Origin of the sequence: Thiospirochaeta perfilievii, from assembly GCF_008329945.1 — a bacterium.
Lineage (GTDB): Bacteria > Spirochaetota > Spirochaetia > DSM-2461 > DSM-2461 > Thiospirochaeta > Thiospirochaeta perfilievii.
In genome coordinates this window covers 983,792-1,004,597 of sequence record NZ_CP035807.1, presented here as the reverse complement: position 1 = coordinate 1,004,597, position 20,806 = coordinate 983,792, and the positions used below count along the sequence as shown (strand labels likewise).

19 protein-coding genes are annotated in these 20,806 nt (G+C 33.6%); 14 read left to right on the top strand and 5 right to left on the bottom strand.

Features of this window, described 5'->3' with window-relative positions; all coding sequences use genetic code 11:
• Positions 1–9: 9 nt before the first annotated feature.
• From add to EW093_RS04560, 7 genes are read left to right on the top strand one after another with little or no spacing between them, the layout of a single operon-like run.
• A complete protein-coding gene (gene add / locus EW093_RS04590) occupies positions 10–1,053 on the top strand; it encodes an adenosine deaminase (protein ID WP_149567264.1) in 1,044 nt (347 codons plus the stop codon).
• A 13-nt stretch (positions 1,054–1,066) separates the two neighbouring features.
• A complete protein-coding gene (gene def, locus EW093_RS04585; RefSeq protein ID WP_149567263.1) occupies positions 1,067–1,564 on the top strand; it encodes a peptide deformylase in 498 nt (165 codons plus the stop codon).
• Positions 1,564–2,490, top strand: a complete 927-nt coding sequence (gene fmt, locus EW093_RS04580) for a methionyl-tRNA formyltransferase (RefSeq protein WP_149567262.1) — start codon at positions 1,564–1,566, stop codon at positions 2,488–2,490. Before def ends, fmt begins: the two co-directional genes overlap by 1 nt.
• A 3-nt stretch (positions 2,491–2,493) precedes the next feature.
• On the top strand, positions 2,494–3,555 hold the full coding sequence (locus EW093_RS04575) for a PASTA domain-containing protein (protein ID WP_149567261.1): 1,062 nt from the start codon (positions 2,494–2,496) through the stop codon (positions 3,553–3,555).
• Positions 3,555–4,076, top strand: coding sequence for a shikimate kinase (locus EW093_RS04570; RefSeq protein ID WP_149567260.1), 522 nt, complete (start codon positions 3,555–3,557; stop codon positions 4,074–4,076). Before EW093_RS04575 ends, EW093_RS04570 begins: the two co-directional genes overlap by 1 nt.
• Entirely contained in the window at positions 4,066–4,896 is an 831-nt protein-coding gene (locus EW093_RS04565; RefSeq protein WP_149567259.1) for a pyridoxamine kinase, read from the top strand. The genes EW093_RS04570 and EW093_RS04565 overlap by 11 nt, the downstream gene beginning before the upstream one ends.
• 10 nt (positions 4,897–4,906) lie before the next feature.
• The gene (locus EW093_RS04560; protein ID WP_187759832.1) at positions 4,907–5,302 is read left to right on the top strand and encodes a bacteriohemerythrin; all 396 of its coding nucleotides are present in this window, start codon (positions 4,907–4,909) and stop codon (positions 5,300–5,302) included.
• Here the strand turns inward: EW093_RS04560 and EW093_RS04555 are convergent.
• Positions 5,281–6,801, bottom strand: coding sequence for an SDR family oxidoreductase (locus EW093_RS04555; RefSeq protein ID WP_223111651.1), 1,521 nt, complete (start codon positions 6,799–6,801; stop codon positions 5,281–5,283). The genes EW093_RS04560 and EW093_RS04555 overlap by 22 nt on opposite strands.
• A gap of 92 nt (positions 6,802–6,893) precedes the next feature.
• On the opposite strand from EW093_RS04555, the gene EW093_RS04550 reads away from it, so the two are divergent.
• Complete coding sequence (locus tag EW093_RS04550; protein WP_149567256.1) at positions 6,894–7,889, top strand: lipase family protein; 996 nt, start codon at positions 6,894–6,896, stop codon at positions 7,887–7,889.
• On the opposite strand, the gene EW093_RS04545 is transcribed toward EW093_RS04550, so the two are convergent.
• Complete coding sequence (locus EW093_RS04545; RefSeq protein WP_149567255.1) at positions 7,882–8,334, bottom strand: PTS sugar transporter subunit IIA; 453 nt, start codon at positions 8,332–8,334, stop codon at positions 7,882–7,884. The genes EW093_RS04550 and EW093_RS04545 overlap by 8 nt on opposite strands.
• A 179-nt stretch (positions 8,335–8,513) precedes the next feature.
• Here EW093_RS04545 and EW093_RS04540 point away from each other — a divergent pair, with 179 nt between their 5' ends.
• The 6 genes from EW093_RS04540 (at position 8,514) to EW093_RS04515 (ending at position 15,339) form a co-directional block, all read left to right on the top strand.
• The gene (locus EW093_RS04540; protein WP_246745070.1) at positions 8,514–10,544 is read left to right on the top strand and encodes a HAMP domain-containing methyl-accepting chemotaxis protein; all 2,031 of its coding nucleotides are present in this window, start codon (positions 8,514–8,516) and stop codon (positions 10,542–10,544) included.
• A 9-nt stretch (positions 10,545–10,553) separates the two neighbouring features.
• Entirely contained in the window at positions 10,554–11,063 is a 510-nt protein-coding gene (locus EW093_RS04535) for a chemotaxis protein CheW (protein ID WP_149567253.1), read from the top strand.
• Entirely contained in the window at positions 11,053–11,292 is a 240-nt protein-coding gene (locus tag EW093_RS04530; protein WP_149567252.1) for an STAS domain-containing protein, read from the top strand. The genes EW093_RS04535 and EW093_RS04530 overlap by 11 nt, the downstream gene beginning before the upstream one ends.
• 82 nt (positions 11,293–11,374) lie before the next feature.
• Entirely contained in the window at positions 11,375–13,438 is a 2,064-nt protein-coding gene (locus EW093_RS04525; protein ID WP_149567251.1) for a chemotaxis protein CheA, read from the top strand.
• The gene (locus EW093_RS04520) at positions 13,428–14,288 is read left to right on the top strand and encodes a CheR family methyltransferase (RefSeq protein WP_149567250.1); all 861 of its coding nucleotides are present in this window, start codon (positions 13,428–13,430) and stop codon (positions 14,286–14,288) included. Before EW093_RS04525 ends, EW093_RS04520 begins: the two co-directional genes overlap by 11 nt.
• Entirely contained in the window at positions 14,281–15,339 is a 1,059-nt protein-coding gene (locus tag EW093_RS04515) for a protein-glutamate methylesterase/protein-glutamine glutaminase (RefSeq protein WP_149567249.1), read from the top strand. Before EW093_RS04520 ends, EW093_RS04515 begins: the two co-directional genes overlap by 8 nt.
• Here EW093_RS04515 and EW093_RS04510 read toward each other — a convergent pair.
• The 3 genes from EW093_RS04510 to EW093_RS04500 all read right to left on the bottom strand — a co-directional run bounded on the left by EW093_RS04510 (position 15,336) and on the right by EW093_RS04500 (position 20,708).
• Positions 15,336–17,222 carry an amino acid permease gene (locus EW093_RS04510; protein ID WP_149567248.1) on the bottom strand — a complete coding sequence of 629 codons (1,887 nt, stop codon included), beginning with the start codon at positions 17,220–17,222 and terminating at the stop codon, positions 15,336–15,338. The two genes, EW093_RS04515 and EW093_RS04510, sit on opposite strands and share 4 nt — an antisense overlap.
• Before the next feature lie 69 nt (positions 17,223–17,291).
• Positions 17,292–19,817 (bottom strand): amylo-alpha-1,6-glucosidase, encoded by a 2,526-nt coding sequence (locus EW093_RS17260; protein WP_187759831.1) that lies wholly within the window; start codon positions 19,815–19,817, stop codon positions 17,292–17,294.
• A 54-nt stretch (positions 19,818–19,871) separates the two neighbouring features.
• A complete protein-coding gene (locus EW093_RS04500; protein ID WP_187759830.1) occupies positions 19,872–20,708 on the bottom strand; it encodes an IPT/TIG domain-containing protein in 837 nt (278 codons plus the stop codon).
• Between the last annotated feature and the right edge of the window lie 98 nt (positions 20,709–20,806).

The window sequence follows — 20,806 nt, the reverse complement described above, 5'->3', positions numbered from 1 at the left end:
GGATAATTTATGGATATTAAAAAAAGTACTATTACTGAATTACAAGGGATACCTAAAACAGAGATTCATCTTCATATAGAAGCTGTTACTACAGCTAAAACAGTATGGAAACTTATTAATAAACATAAATTAGATATTGAAGGTGTTCATAATATTGAGGACCTAGAGAATAAATTTAAAGTTAATAGTCTTTCCGACTTTATTGATCTATTTATTAATGTTATCCAAGCATCATATAGAGATCCAGAAGATTTTAAACTGCTTATGGATGATTTAGAAGATTATTTAACCAGTAATAATATTGTTTATGCCGAAGTATTTGTGGCTCCTACATCATTTTTAAAAAATGGTTTTATTTTTCAAGACATTATGAATGTTCTTGTTTCTGGTGCCGATAGGATATTTAAAGAAAAGAGTATTGATATAAAGTTTATAATAGACGTATCTAGGGGATTTGGCTTAGAAAATGCCATGAAAAATTTAGATTTAACCCTGGAGTTTAATCATCCAAGGATAATAGGGATAGGTCTAGGCGGGGCAGAAAAAGTTGGAAATGCAGAGGATTTTGTAACAGTTTTTGATAAAGCAAGAGAGCACGGACTGCATCTTGTTGCCCACGCTGGTGAGGATGCTGACTATAAATCTATAAATGCTGCAGTAGATATTCTAAAAGTCGAAAGAATTGGCCATGGTATATCAGCTATGGAAAATGAAGAGTGTATGAACCATTTGAAAGAGCTTAAAATTCCCTTAGAAGTATGTCCCACTAGTAATCTTTTTACTAAAGCTTATGTTCAAAATATAGGTAGCCATCCAATTAAGAGTTTTTTTGATAAGGGAATATTTATAACAGTTAACTCTGATGATCCTACAATTTTTGGCTCTACCTTGTTAGAAGAGTATGTTCTTCTTCTAGAAAATGAAATATTTAATAAAAAAGAGATTGGACAACTTATCCTAAATAACTTATTTGCTACATTTATGGATAAAGATAAGAAGGATAGTTTAGAAATTAAAATACGGGAAACCTTGAACAATAAGGGTTATCTTTAGTATTATTCCTATTATGGATATGTATAAATTAGGCTTCCAAGAAGAAGAAGTCGTTTTAAGAAAAGTTGCAGAACCTGTAACAGAATTTACTCCAGAATTAAAATCATTTATTAAAGAGATGATAGATTTTATGATAGAATCCAACGGTGTTGGTCTTGCTGCTCCCCAAGTTGGTGTATCAAAAAGATTTGTAGTTGTAGGATTTGAGGATGTAGAACCATTTGTTCTTATTAACCCAGAAATAATTGAAACTTCCTTAGAAGAGAATGTATATGAAGAGGGATGTTTAAGTATCCCAGGCATGTATGCCAAAGTTACCAGACCAGAAAGGATAAAAGTACAAGCTTGGAATGAGCGGGGAAGACCTTTCACCATTGATGCTGATGGAATGTTGGCAACTGTTATACAGCACGAAATAGATCATCTAAATGGCGTTCTATTTATTGATCATCTACAGGATAAACCTAAAGAAAAGATTGTAAAGAAATATAAAAAGGCTATGGGTATATAATGCGTATTCTCTTTGCTGGAACCCCTGAAATTGGTGTGCCTTCATTAAATGCCCTTGTAAATGAGTTTGACGTTTGTGGGGTTTTAACAAATCCTGATAGACCCCAGGGTAGAAAAAAAACACTCTTCCCATCCCCTATAAAAGCAAGGGCAGAAGAGTTAGAACTAAATATATTTCAACCCGATAGACTAGAGAGTGAACTATACAGTAAGATAAAAGAGTTAAAACCAGATCTTTTAGTTTGCATCGCCTATGGTAAAATATTTAAAAAGGAGTTTCTAGATATTTTCCCCCTAGGAGGAGTAAATATTCATCCATCTCTATTGCCAATATATAGGGGCCCTTCACCTCTTAGTGCAGCAATTTTAAATGGAGATAAAGTATCTGGAATATCTATTCAACGATTAGCAGCTAAAATGGATAGTGGAAATATTCTTCTTCAAGAAAAATTCGAGTTATCAGAAAAGGAGACAACTGGTTCGTTAACTGAGCGGGTTGCTACAATGGCTGCACCATATATTGTTAAAGTTGTTAAGGATATTGAAAGTGATTCTGTAACAGAGTGGGAACAAAATGATGATGATGCAACATTTTGTAAACTAATTATGAAGGATGATGGTATAATTGACTGGAGTATGGACTCAAATCAACTTTTAAATATGATTAGAGCATACAATCCTTGGCCAATGGCCCAGACAGAATTTGAAGGAAAAGGCTTAAATATTATTGAGGCAGAGGCCTCGGATATAGTAGGTGATGGTGAACCAGGAAGAGTTTTAGAATACTCAAAAGCAAATGGTTTTTTAGTTAAAACCGGAGATGGTACTATTTATATTACTAGGTTACAATTACAGTCTAAAAAAGCTTTAGATTATAAATCATTTAATAACGGTGTAAAGAATTTTGTAAATACACTATTGGGATAGATAATGAAAAATATTTTTAAACAACTATTTGGTTCAAAGAATAGAGAAAAGATTGAGTTAACAGAAGAAGAGTTATTAATTCGAGAGAAGATTGAAAAAGAGTTTTATTTTAAGGCTGTATGGGGAATTATAGCCTCGGCAGTGTTTATTGTTATACTTTTTGCTATAATCTTTTTTGCTACTCTTGAAGGACAAGAGGATACTAAAGTTCCTAACTTAATTGGGCTTAAATTATCCGAAGCAATTATAGAGTTACAGGAACGAGCACTGTATCCTAAACTTACTGTAAAAAATAGTTCTCCAAAGGAGAAGGGACTTATTATAAGTCAAGATATATCTCCTGGGTCAGTTGTAAAAGCTGGAAGACTTATAAATATCACTTCAAGTTTAGGTGGAGTTATAGATATTGTTGGTTCCTATGAAGGGCAGACAATTAATGCTGTTAGAGCAGAGCTACAGAAGCTTTTTTCAAGCACAAGTTCAGAGCCTATTCTTATAATTGGTACACCTATTGAGATAGTAAGTGATGAACCGGAAGGAACTATTTTATCCCAAGATCCTCCTGCTGGAACGGAGATAACAGAGGTTACAGAGGTTACATTTCATATAAGTAAAGGTAAATTAGAGTCATCCTACGTGGTTCCAACAATGAAGGGACTTCCATTTTTAGATGGTCTTAATAAAATTACACAGTGGCCTATACGATACAGATTTACAGTTAGAAATAGAAGAAATGATGAAAATCCAGGTGTAATTGTTTATCAAACACCAGACAGAGGTATTACTGTTCCTTGGTCTACAATTGTTGAGATGACAATGACTGCCCCAGAGGACTATCCTTCAGATTTCTCCTTTGGCTTAATTGAGTTAGTTGTTTCAAATTATCCAGTAAGTCTACCAATGAAGTTAGAGAGAGTTAATTCTGAGGGTGATATAGAGACTATATTTACATCAAGAACTTTTGGTGGTCCATTAACAATACCTTACCTTGAGAAAGTTGGAAATAAACTAATTGTTACAGTTGATGGTAAAGAGATAAACTCATTTACAGTGAGACAAAAATAATGAATATAGTTTTAGTAGGAATGCCTGGAGCTGGGAAAAGTACAATTGGGGTTCTTTTAGCTAAAAGAGTAGCCTTTGATTTTATAGACTCTGACTTAAATATTCAGAATAAAACAGGAGAGAGCCTACAAGAAACTATGGATAGGGATGGATATCTAAGACTTAGAGAAGTTGAAGAAGAAGTCCTGTCTGAGTTAAATGTTAAAAATAGTGTTATCTCCACTGGAGGCAGTGCTGTTTACGGTGCTAAGGCTATGAAACATTTAAAAAAAGATGGAATAGTCATTTTTATTAGGGCATCCTTAGATGAACTTAAAAATCGTGTAAGTAACTATGAGAATAGGGGTATTGCTAGACGCCCTGACCAGACATTCCAAGAACTCTTTGATGAGAGGGAGCTTTTATATAATAAATATGCCGATCTAATAGTTGATTCTATTAAAGGTCAGCAAGATAGTATGATTGAGGAAATTATTAAAGCTCTAAGAGCAAGGGGATTAAAGCTGGAACATGCTATTTAAGGCTCAACGTGTAGCGGCAATACATGATCTATCAGGTTTTGGTAGGTCATCTTTAACCGTTGTTATTCCCCTTTTTTCAAAAATGAATATTCAGGTGTGTCCTCTACCTACAGCACTTTTATCAACCCATGGAGCCTTTGAAAATGGAACATATCTAGATCTAACGGATCAAATGATCCCAATAATGGATCATTGGGACAGACTAGGCTTAAAGTTTGATGCCATATATTCCGGTTTTTTAGGTTCTGCTTCACAAATTGATATAGTCATTGATTTTATAAAGAGGTTTAGTAAAAATAGACCATTAGTTGTTGTTGATCCTGTAATGGGAGATGGTGGTAAAATATACTCTATAATCGATTCAGGTATAATAGACAAAATGGTTAAACTTGTAAAAAATGCTGATATTATTACACCAAATACTACAGAAGCTGCAGCTCTGCTAAAAAGAGATTACTCCCCTGAGTTGAGTGTAGATGAGGCAAAGGATCTGTTAAAAGAGTTATCTCTTCTAGGACCTAATATTGTAGTTTTAACTAGTATACATTTTAAAGATGGTAAGGGTAGATATACCGGAGCCTATGATAAGTTAAGTGGCGAATATTTTTTTGACCAGTGTGAGTATATCCCCCAGGATTATTCAGGAACTGGAGATGCCTTTACAACACTTTTAATTGGATCTCTTTTAAAGGGGTATAATTTAAAACAGTCCCTATCCCATAGCCTAGGCTTTATTGAATCATCACTAAAATTTACTTATAGTATGGGTATAGATCCAAATGATGGAATTAATTTAGAGAAACCTGAAATAAATTTCTAAGGAGTTAATAGTGGAGTGGACAAGTATATATAAGACAGGAATTGATTTTATAGATGTACAACATAAAAGGCTTTTTGACGAAATTACTAAGTTAAAAAAGCTTGAGCAAAATTCTAGGGAGACAAATAGGGAAGTCTATAGAATATTAAACTTTCTAGAAGAGTACATTATTATACACTTTTCAGAAGAGGAAGCTTATATGGATAAGATAGGTTATGATGACATTATCTCTCACAAATCAATTCATTCAAATTTCATTAAAGAGTTTGATACTCTTAAAAATAGATTAGATAGTGATGGGAACTATAATCCAGTACAGTTATTCTTTTTTCTAATAAAATGGCTTCAACAGCATATTGCCATTGAAGACCAAAAATATGTTAATTACCAATCTATTGGAAAGTAGTCCTTAAGAAACTTACCACACCAGTGTTCACCTCTATTAATACCATCAAAAAGCGGATCCATAACCCTAGCTGCACCATCTACAATATCCAATGGTGGCTGGAAATCATGTAAATCTTCCTTCAACTTTGATAACTGAGCAGGATCTTCATCTGTAACCCAACCTGTATCAACAGCATTCATAAAGATTCCATAGTCAGCTAACTCCCTTGAAGATGTATGGGTTAGCATATTCAGTGCTGCTTTTGCCATATTTGTATGGGGGTGTCTTGCCTCTTTCTTAAAGCGTTTAAACTTACCTTCCATAGCAGAAACATTAATAATATGTTTTTTACCAGTATTATCCCTCTTCATAAGTGGTGTTAATTGGTTACACAATACAAAGGGTGCAATTGTATTGACTAGTTGTACCTCAAGCATCTCTGAAGTATTAACCTCACCTAGTTTTAATCTCCAGCTATTGGTTGTTCTTAGGTCAACCTGCTGAAGATCTACATCTAATTGACCAGTAGGAAAAATCTCCTCAGTGGATAGTGCATCATCATAGGAGTATGGAATCTGGGATAACTTAGCAGACTCCCTTAAGCCAATTCCAGGAAGTTTTGTATTCCAGTTAACAGGAAGAGAACTCTCAGGGTCTGGGCTATTGTTAGAGATTGAGTTTATTTTATCATTACAAACCTCAAAGTTGTGAAGAAGCATCTGGACTCCATCGGAAAATTCTGAAAATGGTTTCATCTCATTTTCCATCATATGGGAGTAAAAACCTGGAGGTCTTCTTACTGTTTGAGCCGCGTTATTAATTAGTATATCCAATCTATCAAAAGTCTGCTCTATATGGCTACAAAATATTTCAACACTAGGAGTATGTCTTAGGTCTAAGCCATAAATATGCAACCTGTGCCCCCAAACATTAAAGTCACTCTCCTTAGAGAATCTAGTTGCTGAATCAACAGGGAATCTTGTAGTAGCTATAACAGTAGCTCCAGCCCTTAACATCATAAGTGTGGCGTGGTAACCGATTTTTAACCTAGAACCGGTAATTACAGCAACTTGGCCAGTAAGGTCGGCTGTTTGAAAACGTTTTTGATAATTTAACTCTGCACACTTAGGACACATTGAGTCGTAAAAAAAGTGCATCTGGGTATACTCAGCCTTGCATACGTAACAGTTTCTTGGTGAGTTTAAAATTAGATCATCCCTATTAACAATAGAATCATCAGTTAATAAAAGAGGTGCTGAAAAGACATCGTCCTCCCTTGCTACCCTAATACCTGTTGCAGCTCTTGCTTTTCTCTCTATAGCTACAATTTCTTGTTTTTTTAGTCTTTTTTTTATTTTTCGTCTATTTTTAAGAGTATATACATCTGGGTGAGAAATTCTTCCTGCAAGTTTCATAAGAGCTATCTGCCTCTTTTCACCTAAAGTTACATAAAACTCATCATTTTCCAATAGATACTCTAGAGTATCTATACATTTATCAATATCTTTCTCTTCCACCAGTAATCCTTAATTTTAGTTTAGTATTTTTACCACTAATTTGCCTTGGTTGCAATATTGATTCTTATTTAAACTAGGAATAAACTTCTTTTATGTTTGATAAAATATTAAAAAAAGAGCTCCCTGATTCTAATGATTATCCTGTAATACCCCCTGATATGAACTATATCTATTTCCAAAACTGTAAGAAGTTCAAATTTAAACCAAAAAGTAATAAATTATCCTATAATAATCTCTGGTGGTTAGCAGAGAGTTCCTTCCTTGTATATAATCACCCCGGCTTTGCTAAGCTCTCTTATAGATATGCTGGTCTTAATCAGTTTAAATTTTTTAATGGAACCGGAACTGAGTGTATGATAGCTAAAAATAAAAAGTTAGTTATTGTTACATTTCGTGGAACTGAGTTAAAGTCGCTATCAGCAATCCATGAGTTATGGACAGACCTTAATGCTAAACCTACTGATTTTAAACTTGGAGGAAAAGTTCATAACGGTTTTCTTAAAGCTTTATATGAGATTTGGGAAGGGGAGAATGGTCTATTTGAATATCTTAAAGCTATATATAAAGAGAATAAAAAAAGACCAATATGGATTACTGGTCACAGTTTAGGAGGGGCTTTAGCTGCACTCTGTTTCACTCTTTTTAATAAAGCCCATAGTCTAGTTATGTTTGGAGCTCCTAGGGTCGGGGATAAAGACTTTGTTAATCTTACAAAGGATAGGCTTATATGGAGGGTAGAAAATAGATACGATCCTATAGTCTCATTACCTCCTAACCTTCCTAAAATAAAATTCGAATTTAAAGATATGGGAGATCTTGTATATATAAATAATGATATGGAATTTGTAAAAGAGAGACCAAATCTTACTCCATTAGAACAGGCTAAAATTGCTAAAAAAGTTATTAAATATCACAGAAAGGAGAGGGAAAACCTCTCCTCCACCATAGAGTTAACGGATCATATAAAAACAAGTATCTTAGAATGGAAGGATTACCTAACTAAGTTAAAAAGTGATACAACTATTAATATAAATGACCATATGCCAATATATTATGCAACACTTTTATGGAATAAATTAGTTAAATAGTATTCTTAAAAATATCTAATACAGTATTTGGTTTTTTAGCTTCTAATAGACTTTCACAAAAGGAGTAATCTTTCACAATATTTGCTATCTCCGAAAGAGTCTTTACATGTTGTACAGACTGATCAGGTGGTGCTAAAATAAGGAAGAAAATAGTTGATAACTCTCCATCTATGGCATTAAACTCTATACCCTTAGGGCTAATTCCCACTGCAACTGTTAACTCATCTACAAGTTCTGTTTTTGCGTGGGGTATTGCAATCCCTGAACCAAGACCTGTACTACCAATGTTTTCCCGTTCAACTAATGCCTTAACTACGCTTTTTATGTCCTTAAATTTCCCAGCTTTTGCTAAGATTGTTGTTAATTCTAAAAGAACATCACTTTTATTCTTTGATTTTAAGGGAACTTTTATTACTTTTTTGTTTAATAGATCAACTAATGCCATTTTATATCCTATTTGAAATATTTCCTTATCTAATTTTCTACTAAAATTAAACTTTATACAATTGTAATATAGCTATCTCTACTTTTTTATAATTTATCCATTATTTATAAAAATTTTCCTTGTATCCAATAACCTGTTAAATAATACTTTAATTATTATAAAAATAAATGGAGATAGAAATGAAATTAAGAGCAAAAGTTTTAATGGGGTTTGGTTCAGTTATATTACTCCTATTAATTGTAAGTATTGTTGCATTTATAGCTTTAAATGGTGCCTCCAATGGTTTTACTAAGTATGAAGGTTTGGCAAATGATACAAATCTATCTGGTAGGTTACAAGCAAATATGTTAATGGTTCGTATTAATGTTTTAAACTATCTAAAGGATGGTACGGATGTTTATGTTGATAATTATCAAGAGTATATGGATCTAGTTGATGGCTTTATAGTAGAAGCAGAAAATGAGATACAAAATCCAGAGAGGGCTGCTCTTGTATTAAAATCTAAAAATGAGATAGAAGAATACTCAACATCCTTTGAACAAGTTGTAACATTTATGGGCCAGAGGGATAAGATTGTAGATAACAACTTAGGTATTAACGGAACAACAATGGAGAATAAATTGGCAGAAATAATGGTTTATGCTAATGATGCTAATAACAATGAAGTCTCCTATGAAGCTGGAATAGCATTAAGACATCTGTTATTAGGACGGCTCTTTGTTGCTAAATATTTAGAAGATAACCAAAAAATATACTCTGATATGCTAGATTCTGAGATGAAGTTATTAGATGAGAGTTTTGATTCATTACTAGGTATGATAGAGGATAGAAGCTTAATAAATCTATTAAAAGAGGTAGACTCGTTACACAGCATATATTGGGATGGTTTTAAGGAAGTTTACTCAATAATAATTGATAGAAATAAACTTATTGATAATAAATTAAATGTATTAGGCCCATTGATTGCTGATAATATTGAAGAGATTAAGTTATCTGTTAAAAATGAACAAGAGGCTTTAGGAGCTAACCTTCAGAGTCAAAACACAGTTTATATAACTATTGTAATTGGTACATCTGCTTTAGCTGTACTAATTGGTATTTTATTAGCTCTATTTATTACTTCTAGTATCTTAAAACAGTTAGGTGTAGATCCTTCGGAAATCGCAGATATTGCAACTTCTATCGAGGGGGGAGATCTTATGATTAAGTTTAATACAGATAAACCTTTAGTTGGTGTTCATAACTCTCTTTACGGTATGGTAGATAAGCTTCAGGAAGTTGTTACAAGTGTAAGGTCTAGTTCGGATAATGTTGCCTCCGGTAGTGGTCAATTAAGTGATACGGCCCAACAGATGTCTCAAGGAGCTGCTGAACAAGCTTCATCAATTGAGGAGATCTCCTCATCCATGGAAGAGATGGTTTCTAATATAAAAAGAAATGCAGATAACTCTAACCAGACAGAAAAGATTGCAAGAAAATCTGCCATTGATGCAGAAAATGGTGGTGAAGCTGTAAATAGAACTGTTGAGGCAATGAAAGATATTGCCAAAAAAATTGGAGTTATTGAAGAGATAGCTAGAAATACTAACTTACTTGCATTAAATGCCTCAATAGAAGCAGCTAGAGCTGGAGAGTATGGTAAAGGGTTTGCAGTTGTTGCATCAGAAGTAGGTAAGTTAGCAGAGAGAAGTCAACTAGCCGCATCTGAGATAAATGAGTTAGCCAGTGGAAGTGTTAAGGTTGCTGAGGATGCAGGAACTACAATAATGGAGATGATACCGGATATTAAACATACAGCAGAGTTAATTCAGGAGATTAGTGCATCAAGTAATGAACAGAATGCCGGAGCAGAACAGATTAATCAGGCTATTATGCAGCTAGATAAGGTTATACAGCAAAACGCTGCTGTTTCAGAAGAGTCTTCATCTATGGCAGAAGAGTTAAGTAGTCAATCTATGGTTTTAAGGGATGCAATTAGTTTCTTTAAAATGGATAATTTAAATCACTCTACAAATAGGAGTAAAAAAGTTCTTCCCCATGTAGAGCATAAGCCAGTACATGTACAACCTGTAAAAAGCAGTCAGTCAGAAAAGCCTAAGAGTCATCCCACTCCGAAAAATCCTAATAAGGGGATAGATATAGCCTTAGATGATGATGAGAACTATACAGTATATAACGATTTAGTAGATAAAGATTATGAGGAATTTTAGGAGAAATATATGAGTGATATTAGTGTGGCTGTCCTAAATCAATATTTAACATTTACTCTAGGTAAAGAGAAGTACGGCATAAATATTGTAAATACTAGGGAAGTTTTAGAGGCCACTGAGCTAACTAGAGTCCCTAGAATGCCTGAGTTTATGTGTGGGGTAATAAATCTAAGGGGTAGTGTTGTCCCTGTACTGGATTTAAAGTCAAAATTTAAGATGGATGATGGTATTGGTAGTATTAGAAATAATATTATTGTTACAGAGGTTGATGATTTAGATGGTGGTGATGGAAAATTAACTATAGGAATTTATACAGACTCTGTGCAAAAAGTATTAACAATAGAGCCTGAGGATATTGAAGCAGCTCCAAAAATAGGGATACCGATAAATACTGAGTTTATACACGGTATGGGAAAGGTTGATGAAGAGTTTATTATTCTCTTAAATATTAATAAAATCCTTAATACTAAGGACCTTCATATAATTAGAACTAAAACAGAGGTTCCTAGTGGTGAGTAGCAATATCATTCTAGATAAGGATTTAAAGATACACAATGTTGAGGATATAAAAGATGAGCTACTTAGAAAATTAGACGTTAAGGGTGATATAACAATAGATCTATCAAGTGTAGAAAAAATTGATATATCAGGACTACAACTGCTAATTAGTATTGTTGCTGAGTTAAAGGAATTAAAAAAGATTATTTATTTATTGGGGAGTTTAAAAGTAACTTCTCCCAGGATCTAAATAAAATTTGTTTTTCTCCTAATATAATAAGTAATGGGAGTGAACTGCAAAGTTTTATTGAGGATGGGATATAGAGGCGTATATGGAAGATGACAACTTTATAAAAATATTTAAAGAAGAAGCATTAGAATTACTAGGCCATTTAGAAGATTCTCTTTTAGAATTAGAATCATCTCCAGATGATGAAGATCTAATTTCTGCTGTATTTAGAGTAATGCATACAGTTAAGGGGTCAGCTGGTATGGTTGGTTTAGATCTAATATCTAAATTTACCCACGAGGTAGAGTCTATTTTAGAATCAGTAAGATCGGGAGATATTAAGGTTAGTAAAGGGTTTATCGATTATACCCTTAGATCTAGGGATATTATACTCTCAATGATAAATGATCCCGAGTATAGAATAGATGATCAAGAGGCTTTTTTTGTTGATTTCAAAAATGCCTTAAATGAAAACTATATCTCCCCAGATGATAATAAAGAGAGTATCACTTATAGAGTTATCTTTAAGCCTGAACCAAAAATGTTTTTTACTGGCACAAATCCCTTAATGATGGTCCACGAAGTATTGGAATTAGGTGATGGATTAGTAATTCCTTATTATGAAAAAATACCAAAATTATCAAACCTTAATACAGAAGAGTGTTATGTCTATTGGGAAATTTATATTACTACACAAAAAAGTGTTAATAAAATACACGATATCTTTATTTTTGTAGACGCCCCTTCTGAGGTAACAATAGAAGAGTGGGAACTAAACAGTGAAGAGCCAATACCTGAAAAACTTGGAGATCTCCTAGTTAAACGAGGTAGTTTAAAAAAAGAAGAGTTAGATAAGGCTTTAAAGGAACAACATAAGTTAGGTGAAATCTTAGTTAAAGAGAGCATGTTGTCTGAACATGAGATAAAGAATGCTCTAAAAGCCCAAACTTATATAAATAAAACTAAAACTAAGAAGATTGAGGCTGCAGCTCCAGCAAATGATAGCATTAGAATAAACTCTAATAAACTAGATAGTTTAATCGATTTAGTCGGGGAGATTGTTACTATTTATGCCCAGATGTTACAGCTTAGTCATGATACAAATGACAGTAAATTAATCTCTATAATTGAGAGATTTGGTCTTTTAACCGAGGAGTTACGGGATAACTCTATGAGTATGAGAATGTTACCTATTGGATCCACCTTTTCTAGGTTTAGACGATTAGTTAGGGATCTATCTAGTGAGTTAGGTAAAAAAATTGAGCTTGTTACTGAGGGTGCTGAAACTGAGCTAGATAAAAATGTTATTGAGCAGTTACATGACCCATTAGTTCACATTATTAGAAACTGTATTGACCATGGGATTGAGAGTCCTACAGTTCGTAAAGCTAATGGAAAGGATGAAACAGGAACAATTAAGTTATCAGCTATACATGCAGGGGCTTCGGTACAAATAGTTATCCAAGATGATGGTGGAGGATTAAATAGGGAGAAGATTAGATCTAAAGGGATAGCCCGAGGATTAATTCGGGATGGTGAAGAGATATTAGATGATGATCTATTTAATCTTATTTTTGCTCCTGGTTTCTCTACTGCTGCTAGTATTACCAACGTTTCTGGACGAGGTGTAGGTCTTGATGTTGTAAAAAAACAGATTGAAGAGTTAAAAGGAAGTGTTGCAATAACAAGTGAAGAGGGTAAATATACAAGGATAACACTAACACTGCCTATAACCCTTGCTATAATTGAAGGATTATTAGTAAATATCGGTGGGGATTCCTATGTCATTCCCCTTAGTACTGTGGAAGCTTGTGTGGAACTTAAGGAAGAGAACAAGGACCATAAATCTGGTAAGAACGTTATAACTTTTAGGGAAAAACTTGTACCATATATAGATCTAAGAACATTTTTTGAAGTAGAAGGTCGTAGAAGAGATATAGAACAGATAGTAATTGTAAATAGTAATAGCTCTCAAATTGGATTATTAGTTGATAATGTTATTGGAGGGAATCAAACTGTAATTAAATCTCTAGGTTCTATGTATCGTCATATTAAGGAGATTTCAGGTGCTGCTATATTAGGTGATGGTTCTGTCGCCCTTGTTTTTGATATAGAACAACTAGTTCGTGTTGTTCAAGACTTTGAGGAAATATCAGTTGGAAATTAGCTCAGAATCAAAAAGTATGAAAAAAGAGACTTTCTATAAGTTTCGAGACTATATACAGGGACAAATAGGAATCTCTATGCCTGATGCTAAGAAAATAATGGTAGAATCCAGATTATTAAGAAGATTAAGAGCCCTAGAAATATCTACTTATGAAGAGTATGCAAAGTATTTTTTTAGTCCATTAGGTCAAAAAGAGGAGATTCCCCGTTTTATAGAGTGTATAACTACTAATAAAACAGATTTTTTTAGAGAAGTTGATCATTTTAACTATTTAAAGAGTCATGTATTACCGGAAATAGGAAATCTTGAACCAAGGGGTGAGATAAGGTTATGGTCTGCAGCTTCTTCTACAGGGGAGGAAGCTTATACCATGGCAATGTTTTTAGAAGAGTTTATTCAAGAAAACCCAAATAAAAGTTATAAAATATTAGCAACAGATATATCTGAGAAAGTATTGGCGGAGGGACAGAATGCTGTTTACTCCCTAGCAGATAGTGAGCCAATACCACTAAATTATAAGAAAAAATACTGTTTATTAAGTAAAAACAAGGATGAACCAACTATACGGATTAAAAAGGATTTAAGAAAAAAGGTTTTATTTAAACATATAAATTTAATTACTGACTCATACAAGATAAAAAAGTTATACCATATTATTTTCCTAAGAAATGTTATGATATATTTTAATAAGGAAATTCAAAATAAAATTTTAAGTAATCTATATACCCATCTTCATCCAGAGGGTTATCTCTTTTTAGGTCATTCAGAAAATTTACCTAATAGTTCTCTTCCATTTAAACGAGTTGGAGCATCTATCTATGTTAAAAAGGAGAAAGTGATAAATGAGTAGTATAAATGTTATGATTGTTGATGACTCTGCTGTTGTTAGAAGTACTCTTACAGATCTTATTTCAAAGGAGAGTGATATAAACCTTCTGTGTACAGCAGCAGACCCATATATTGCTGCTAAAAAATTAAAAGAGATGGTTCCAGATGTTATTATTCTGGATATAGAGATGCCTCGTATGGATGGGTTAACTTTTTTAAAGAAACTAATGCTGCAGCACCCAATACCTGTTATTATCTGTAGTAGTAAGAGTGAGGATGGTTCAGCTAACGCCTTACGGGCCCTAGAATATGGAGCTGTAGATATTATTAAAAAACCCCAAATGGGGACAAAGGTATTTTTAGAAGAGTCAAGAAATATTATCTGTGATGCAATTAGAGCTGCGGCACAAAGTAGTCCCAAAAAGGTTAGTAAGCAGATTGTTGCTCAGCCTAAGCTAAGTGCTGATGTTATAATGTCAAAACCAACTAACTTCCACTCTATAGATACTACAGAGAAACTTATTGTTGTAGGAGCATCTACTGGTGGAACTGTTGCTCTTAAAATATTTTTAGAATCCCTGCCTATTGATACTCCTGGTGTTGTAATTGTCCAGCATATGCCAGAGAATTTTACAGCTGCTTTTGCTAAAAGGTTAAATGAGTCCTGTGTTATTCAGGTAAAGGAAGCAGAAAACAATGATTCGGTTTTACGGGGAACTGCCCTTATAGCCCCTGGTAATAAACATACACTGCTTAAAAGAAGTGGTAGCCGTTATTATGTTGAAATTAAGGATGGCCCCCTAGTCTCTAGACATAGACCATCTGTAGATGTTCTTTTTAGGTCCACTGCTAGATATGCAGGTAAAAATGCTATAGGTGTTATAATGACAGGAATGGGGGATGATGGAGCAGAGGGTCTATTAGAGATGAAGTCTGCTGGCTCATATACCGTAGCCCAGGATGAAGCTAGTTGTGTTGTTTTTGGTATGCCAAAAGAGGCCATAAAAAGGGATGCCCACTGTTCTATCATGTCATTAGAGAGAATAGCGGGGCATATTTTATCAAAGGTTTAAACTTCTAAAAACCTCCGTTTAGCTAATAACATAACTGTTCTTAGCTCTTCTGGGGTTTCGGCATTTTCCCAATCCTCTATAAAACCTGGACTTTGTAATATTTGAGCTATAGACATAAGAGCCTTTAAATGGAAATCCCTCTCATCCTTACTTCCTATAAGGCAAAAAACAGTATGTACTATAGTTCCTTCATCGTTCCAAATTATTCCATTTTTATCCCTGACTAGAAGTATATCAAAAATGTTTTCTCCCTCTACAATAACGTGGGGAATAGCATGGGGAACTGCAACACCTGGATATACTAGTGTTTCAGAATCATTCTCCCTAATATTAAGTTTTTTCATAAATTTATCAGCATCTATACTCCATCTTTTAGATACTTCCTTGGATATTTCACTAAATAGTTCATCTCTGTTTAACTCTTTATTAAAGTCTAAAACAATAGATTGTCTTATTATATTACTAAATCTATCCTCTTTAACCTCATCCCTCTCTAAAAGAATCCCTAAAAGTTCCTCTTCTAAATCCTCCATAGAAGTTAAAATCTCTTTTTTTGCAACTCTCTCTATCATGTAGACTAAAGCTGAAGTTCTATTTACATGTTTATTAACAAAGATGTAGTACCATAAAACGGATACAAAAAGAAATATAATTGCTGTAATTATTGGTTTAATTCCCATATTTAGAATTAAAACTGTGTAGAAAATAACTCCTATAATTTGTAACAGGGGAAAAAACGGGGATTTAAAAGTAGGTCTATAATTACTCATATTTGTTTTTCTAATTACAATTACAGAGATGTTGACCAAAATAAATAGTAATAACATAAATAGAGATGCAATTTTAGCTAGATCCTTTAGGTCTAGGGCAAAGATAAGTATAAGAATAAATATGGATGTAAATAGTATAGAGTTTACAGGGGTTCCTCGTTTAGATACTCGACCCATAACCTTTGGTAGCATTTTATCCCGACTCATAGCTAAAGGTACTCTAGAAGCTGCCATTATTCCCGCATTTGCTGTTGTAATAAATGCAATTATTGCAGCTAGAGAGAGAAGTATGACCTCGGTCCATTTAATAATTGGGTTCGTAAATATTTTTTGTGCCGCATCGGATAGAGGGGCTAGGGATAATGAAAACTCCTCTCCAGATAATACTCCACTTATTATTGTAACAATTAGAACATAGAGGGATTGAACAATTAAGAAGGCTATAAAACTCCCCCTAACAAGGGACTTTCCGGGATCTTTTACCTCTTCAGCAACACTGGCAACTTTAGTTAAACCTCCATAGGATATAAAAACCATCCCTGTAACTGATATTATGCTACCCCAGTCGAAGACTTGTGCTCCCTGAACTATTAGGTTTAAATCCGCCTCTCGATAACCTACTAATACAAATTGTGTTAATATTATCAGTAGAACAACTACAAGGATACCCTGACTATGCCCTGCTGATTCTGCAGAGAAAATATTAATTAGTGAGAAGAGTACACATGCCCCTGCAGAAATAAGTTTTAACTGAAATGGGGTTAGGTTAGGAAATATTAGATTAGCAAAAAATCCAATACCAACTAGTGCTAAAGCACTTTTTAAAGCGATAGAAAACCAGTTTGCAAAGCCTGCTGCCATACCAGAAGAGCTACCTAATATTCTCTCTATATAAAAGTAGGTTCCTCCAGCCTTTGGTAGTGCTGTTGCCAACTCTAATTGGGATATTAGGGCTGGTATCATTAAAATTCCTGCTAAAAAGTAGGATAATATTGCCCAACTTCCCGCCTCTTTATATGCTACAGAGGGTAAAATAAACAGTCCTGAACTTATCATCGCTCCTGCTGCTAAACTAAATACGTCGTATGTTTTAAGTGATTTCTTCAATTCCATGATTAGATTATACTCTAATTTTATTTTTCAACAAATTAAAAAACTGTAACAATAGTATTTTATTTATTCTTATCTATATTCATCCTTATTTATAATTTCCTGAAGTTTATTCTTTTTTTCATACATAGGAAATTCCCTCTCTAGATTAATCTCTCTAAACTTAAGGGGTCCAATAATCTCTTTATATCTATTACTTAAAGATTTTGTAGGATTCCAGTTAAATACTGTTTTTCCTGGTTCTATTACAAACTTTGCCCCATCCCATATTAAGGTTTTTGAGTCATTAGAAATAAGGTCTAACTTAAATTCCCATATATCATCTTTTTTTACTCCGTTAATATAGATATATTCATCAACTCCAAATGGTAGTTTTACATCTATTAAGCTCCATATATTAGGGAAGGATGGGGTAAACTCAATTGTATTATCTATTAACCTGGGATTAAAACCTATATAGTTCTGATAAGCATTTCTGGAAAACTCAGATACACTCCATGCTTGGCTATAAGTTCCTGACAATATTAAGTTTCCACGTTTATCAGGGTATACACTTAAGTTTTCGCTCATGGACCCTAAAGTACCCATTGTTAATATCTGTCTTGAAAGGTTTTTTGTTAGACTATATGAAAGGTCGTTATATCCATATTTTGTTAAACCTTCAACAATAAGTCCTGCATTCCAGCCCCAAATAACCCCATTGTGATAGGCTGCATCCTTATGGTTATATCTTAGGTTCTCATGATATGGATGAAAGTACTCCTCATCCTCGCTAAGTGATGCTATCCCATATTGATATAGTAGATCAGTTGTACTGTTTTTTACTATGTATGCCTCTTTTAAACTATCTATGATAGGGGATATTAAGGGGATAGAAATTGCCATTAATTGGTTTGGTCTTGCTTTAAAATCTGGTGTGTCATCTTCTCTTAATCGATCAGCAATCCTTTTATTATCTTCATCCCAAAACTTATCATTAAAACTATATTTTAATCTATCTGCAATTAACTGCCATTTTTGACTTAAATCATCCCTATTATTTATAGTAGCCAAATAGGATGATATCTGCAGCATGGAGTACCATAAAACTTGTATCTCTACTGCCCTTGATCCTCTAGCTGACCAAGGTTTGTCATTATTAATTCTTGCATCCATCCAGGTATCTGCATCATCGTGGGTCATAAATGAGTCTTTATCTAAAAAGTTCTGAATTACACCATCCATTGCTGTTATTATAAATGGAAATATCTCTCGACCATAATCTAGGTCTCCAGTATAACTAATATATTCATATATCTCTCTTATTAACCATGGTGTGCCATCGGTTGTATTATAAATTATATTATCTAACGAGGTTACCCTGTTTGGTACCCTTCCATAGGATTCATCTTTTACTATTTCAAACCTTCCACTTACTCCATGATTCTCTTCTATTATGGTGTCTAGAACTGTTTTTGCTTTAGCTTTATCTAATATATAATCCTTTGTTAGTGGTACTGTATAGTTATTATCATTCCTTTTTATCTTTAACCCTTGGGTTTTAAGGAACCTTTTAATGTTAGAGTAAACTTCTATATTTTGTAACTCTATTACTAATTGTGGATTACCAATATTTTGCAATTTAATAAAGTTATTTAGAACTTCCTTAGCTTCAGAAAAATTACCAGAAACTAGGAGTGTTCCGGGAAGAGCTATAAATGTATCCCTTCCCCAGTTATCTTTAAACCATGGAAGTCCTGCCCATATACCCTTACCAAACTCCTCTACCACCATAGTGTAGGCAGAGTACTTTGCCCAGTTTACTGCTTTGTTAAACTCTAGGTCATCGGTTTTGATATAAGAGTTAGTTAAAAGATTGTATATTTTCTTTTTTTCATAACTATGGGCTTCTATCTCCCTTAATTCTTTAGCTTTTTTTTGAGCCTCGACTTCACTATCTGCAAAGGCCATGTATAAAATAAAATTATCTGTTTTGTTTATGGATGTAAAAAGTCCATCTTTGAACTTGTAGGGTTGGTTAGCTGTAAATACAATTATAGAATTACCATCCTTAAGATATAACTCCTTATTGTTATTAATATATTCATAATCTTTAAAGTCACCATTTATAATTGGATAAACTCCTAATAAACCTAGAGTTTCTGTGTTTACAGCCATAGAGAGTGATCTTGTTTTAGAGTGTAGAGCAAACTCTTCTTTTATATTGTTGTTAAGTTCAATTATAGTTCCATAGGGTAGGACAGTTTGAGATATTGTTTGACTCTTTCTGTCTAGGAAAACACCATTAATAAAGGATTTAAAATTTTTGTATATAGTTCTAGAACCCATTAAATATCCATTACCCTGAACATAGGAGTTAGTATAACCCTCGTAATAACCATCTATATTGTCACCAACAATAAATTGAGCCTTCTCTCTATTGTTAACTTTAATACCCATATTTGTAAAAAAATTAGTTATTTCTTGATTTTCTATCCTCTCTTTCATTTGGATATCCTCCATGGTAAATTCCATTTTTGTATCTGGATTAGGTATTGAAGTACAATTAAACAGGGATAAAGCTATTAGTATAATTATTGCTGGTAAGTAGATTTTCATATTATTCCTTTTGTTTATAAATAAAAAAACCCGGATTAAATCCGGGTAAGGAGTCTATTGGATTGGATATTTAACTGTTATTGTTCTTGTTTCTGGGTCGAAGTTTTTATTCTCTTCATCTATTTTAAAAGCTGGATCACCACTTAGACCTAACTCTCCTGCCCATCTACTCTTAATAATATAAGCGAAGTCACTTTCAAAAGAAGATAGGTTTCTAAACTCATCATCTCCATCCTCTACTGCAAACTTCATACTAGTCTTTGCAAAACTATTCATTGCTTCTGGAGTAAATACTGCTTCTGTAACCCATGTATCAGTCCCTGGAATATTATACATTAACTGTCGGGAACCACCATCCCAACCGTCATCTTTTAATCCATAAGTACCTTCACTCTTGGACCATTGACCTTTAATATGTAGTGGAGCAACCCATTTAGGAGCCTTATCTAATTTGTATTGGGTATATTTAACGTTTACCATCTCTTGAGTGGCAGCAGCATCAATAATCCATTTTACAGTAATACTTCCCTCTGGTGCAGTTGTTATATATGGTTCCGCGTATTCGTATCCAACTTGAATCTCTGCATCATCTGCAATACCTTCTGGAACTCTAAACCAAATTACATCGTCTTCCCAACCAAGAAAAGTTGTTACATCAACGCCACCAATATTTATAATTCCAGCGTCTTCACCAAAACCTGCACCTGTAATACTCATTAATGTCCCTGGTAAAACAACCGTTGGACTAACTGAATAGATCTCAGCTGCAGATAGATCTACTGCACTATCACCAATAATTGTTGTTTTTACAACTTTAGGTGTAGAAGCACATGAAAATAATAGTGTAGTTATAAGTAGGGATAAAACTACTAATTGACTAAATTTTGACATTATTCCTTCCTTTGTAATGCAAGCGTTTGCATTATTTTTATAAATTATGTTAAATCCAGTTAGGTAAAATGTCAACAAATATTTATTGACACTGTAAT

Excerpts from the sequence above, each read along its gene's own strand:
- EW093_RS04550 (WP_149567256.1), top strand. The coding sequence starts at position 6,894 with ATGTTTGATAAAATATTAAAAAAAGAGCTCCCTGATTCTAATGATTAT.
- EW093_RS17260 (WP_187759831.1), bottom strand. The coding sequence starts at position 19,817 with ATGAAAATCTACTTACCAGCAATAATTATACTAATAGCTTTATCCCTG.
- EW093_RS04540 (WP_246745070.1), top strand. The coding sequence starts at position 8,514 with ATGAAATTAAGAGCAAAAGTTTTAATGGGGTTTGGTTCAGTTATATTA.
- EW093_RS04500 (WP_187759830.1), bottom strand. The coding sequence starts at position 20,708 with ATGTCAAAATTTAGTCAATTAGTAGTTTTATCCCTACTTATAACTACA.
- EW093_RS04570 (WP_149567260.1), top strand. The coding sequence starts at position 3,555 with ATGAATATAGTTTTAGTAGGAATGCCTGGAGCTGGGAAAAGTACAATT.
- add (WP_149567264.1), top strand. The coding sequence starts at position 10 with ATGGATATTAAAAAAAGTACTATTACTGAATTACAAGGGATACCTAAA.
- EW093_RS04535 (WP_149567253.1), top strand. The coding sequence starts at position 10,554 with ATGAGTGATATTAGTGTGGCTGTCCTAAATCAATATTTAACATTTACT.
- EW093_RS04575 (WP_149567261.1), top strand. The coding sequence starts at position 2,494 with ATGAAAAATATTTTTAAACAACTATTTGGTTCAAAGAATAGAGAAAAG.
- EW093_RS04545 (WP_149567255.1), bottom strand. The coding sequence starts at position 8,334 with ATGGCATTAGTTGATCTATTAAACAAAAAAGTAATAAAAGTTCCCTTA.
- def (WP_149567263.1), top strand. The coding sequence starts at position 1,067 with ATGGATATGTATAAATTAGGCTTCCAAGAAGAAGAAGTCGTTTTAAGA.
- EW093_RS04565 (WP_149567259.1), top strand. The coding sequence starts at position 4,066 with ATGCTATTTAAGGCTCAACGTGTAGCGGCAATACATGATCTATCAGGT.
- EW093_RS04515 (WP_149567249.1), top strand. The coding sequence starts at position 14,281 with ATGAGTAGTATAAATGTTATGATTGTTGATGACTCTGCTGTTGTTAGA.
- EW093_RS04510 (WP_149567248.1), bottom strand. The coding sequence starts at position 17,222 with ATGGAATTGAAGAAATCACTTAAAACATACGACGTATTTAGTTTAGCA.
- EW093_RS04525 (WP_149567251.1), top strand. The coding sequence starts at position 11,375 with ATGGAAGATGACAACTTTATAAAAATATTTAAAGAAGAAGCATTAGAA.
- fmt (WP_149567262.1), top strand. The coding sequence starts at position 1,564 with ATGCGTATTCTCTTTGCTGGAACCCCTGAAATTGGTGTGCCTTCATTA.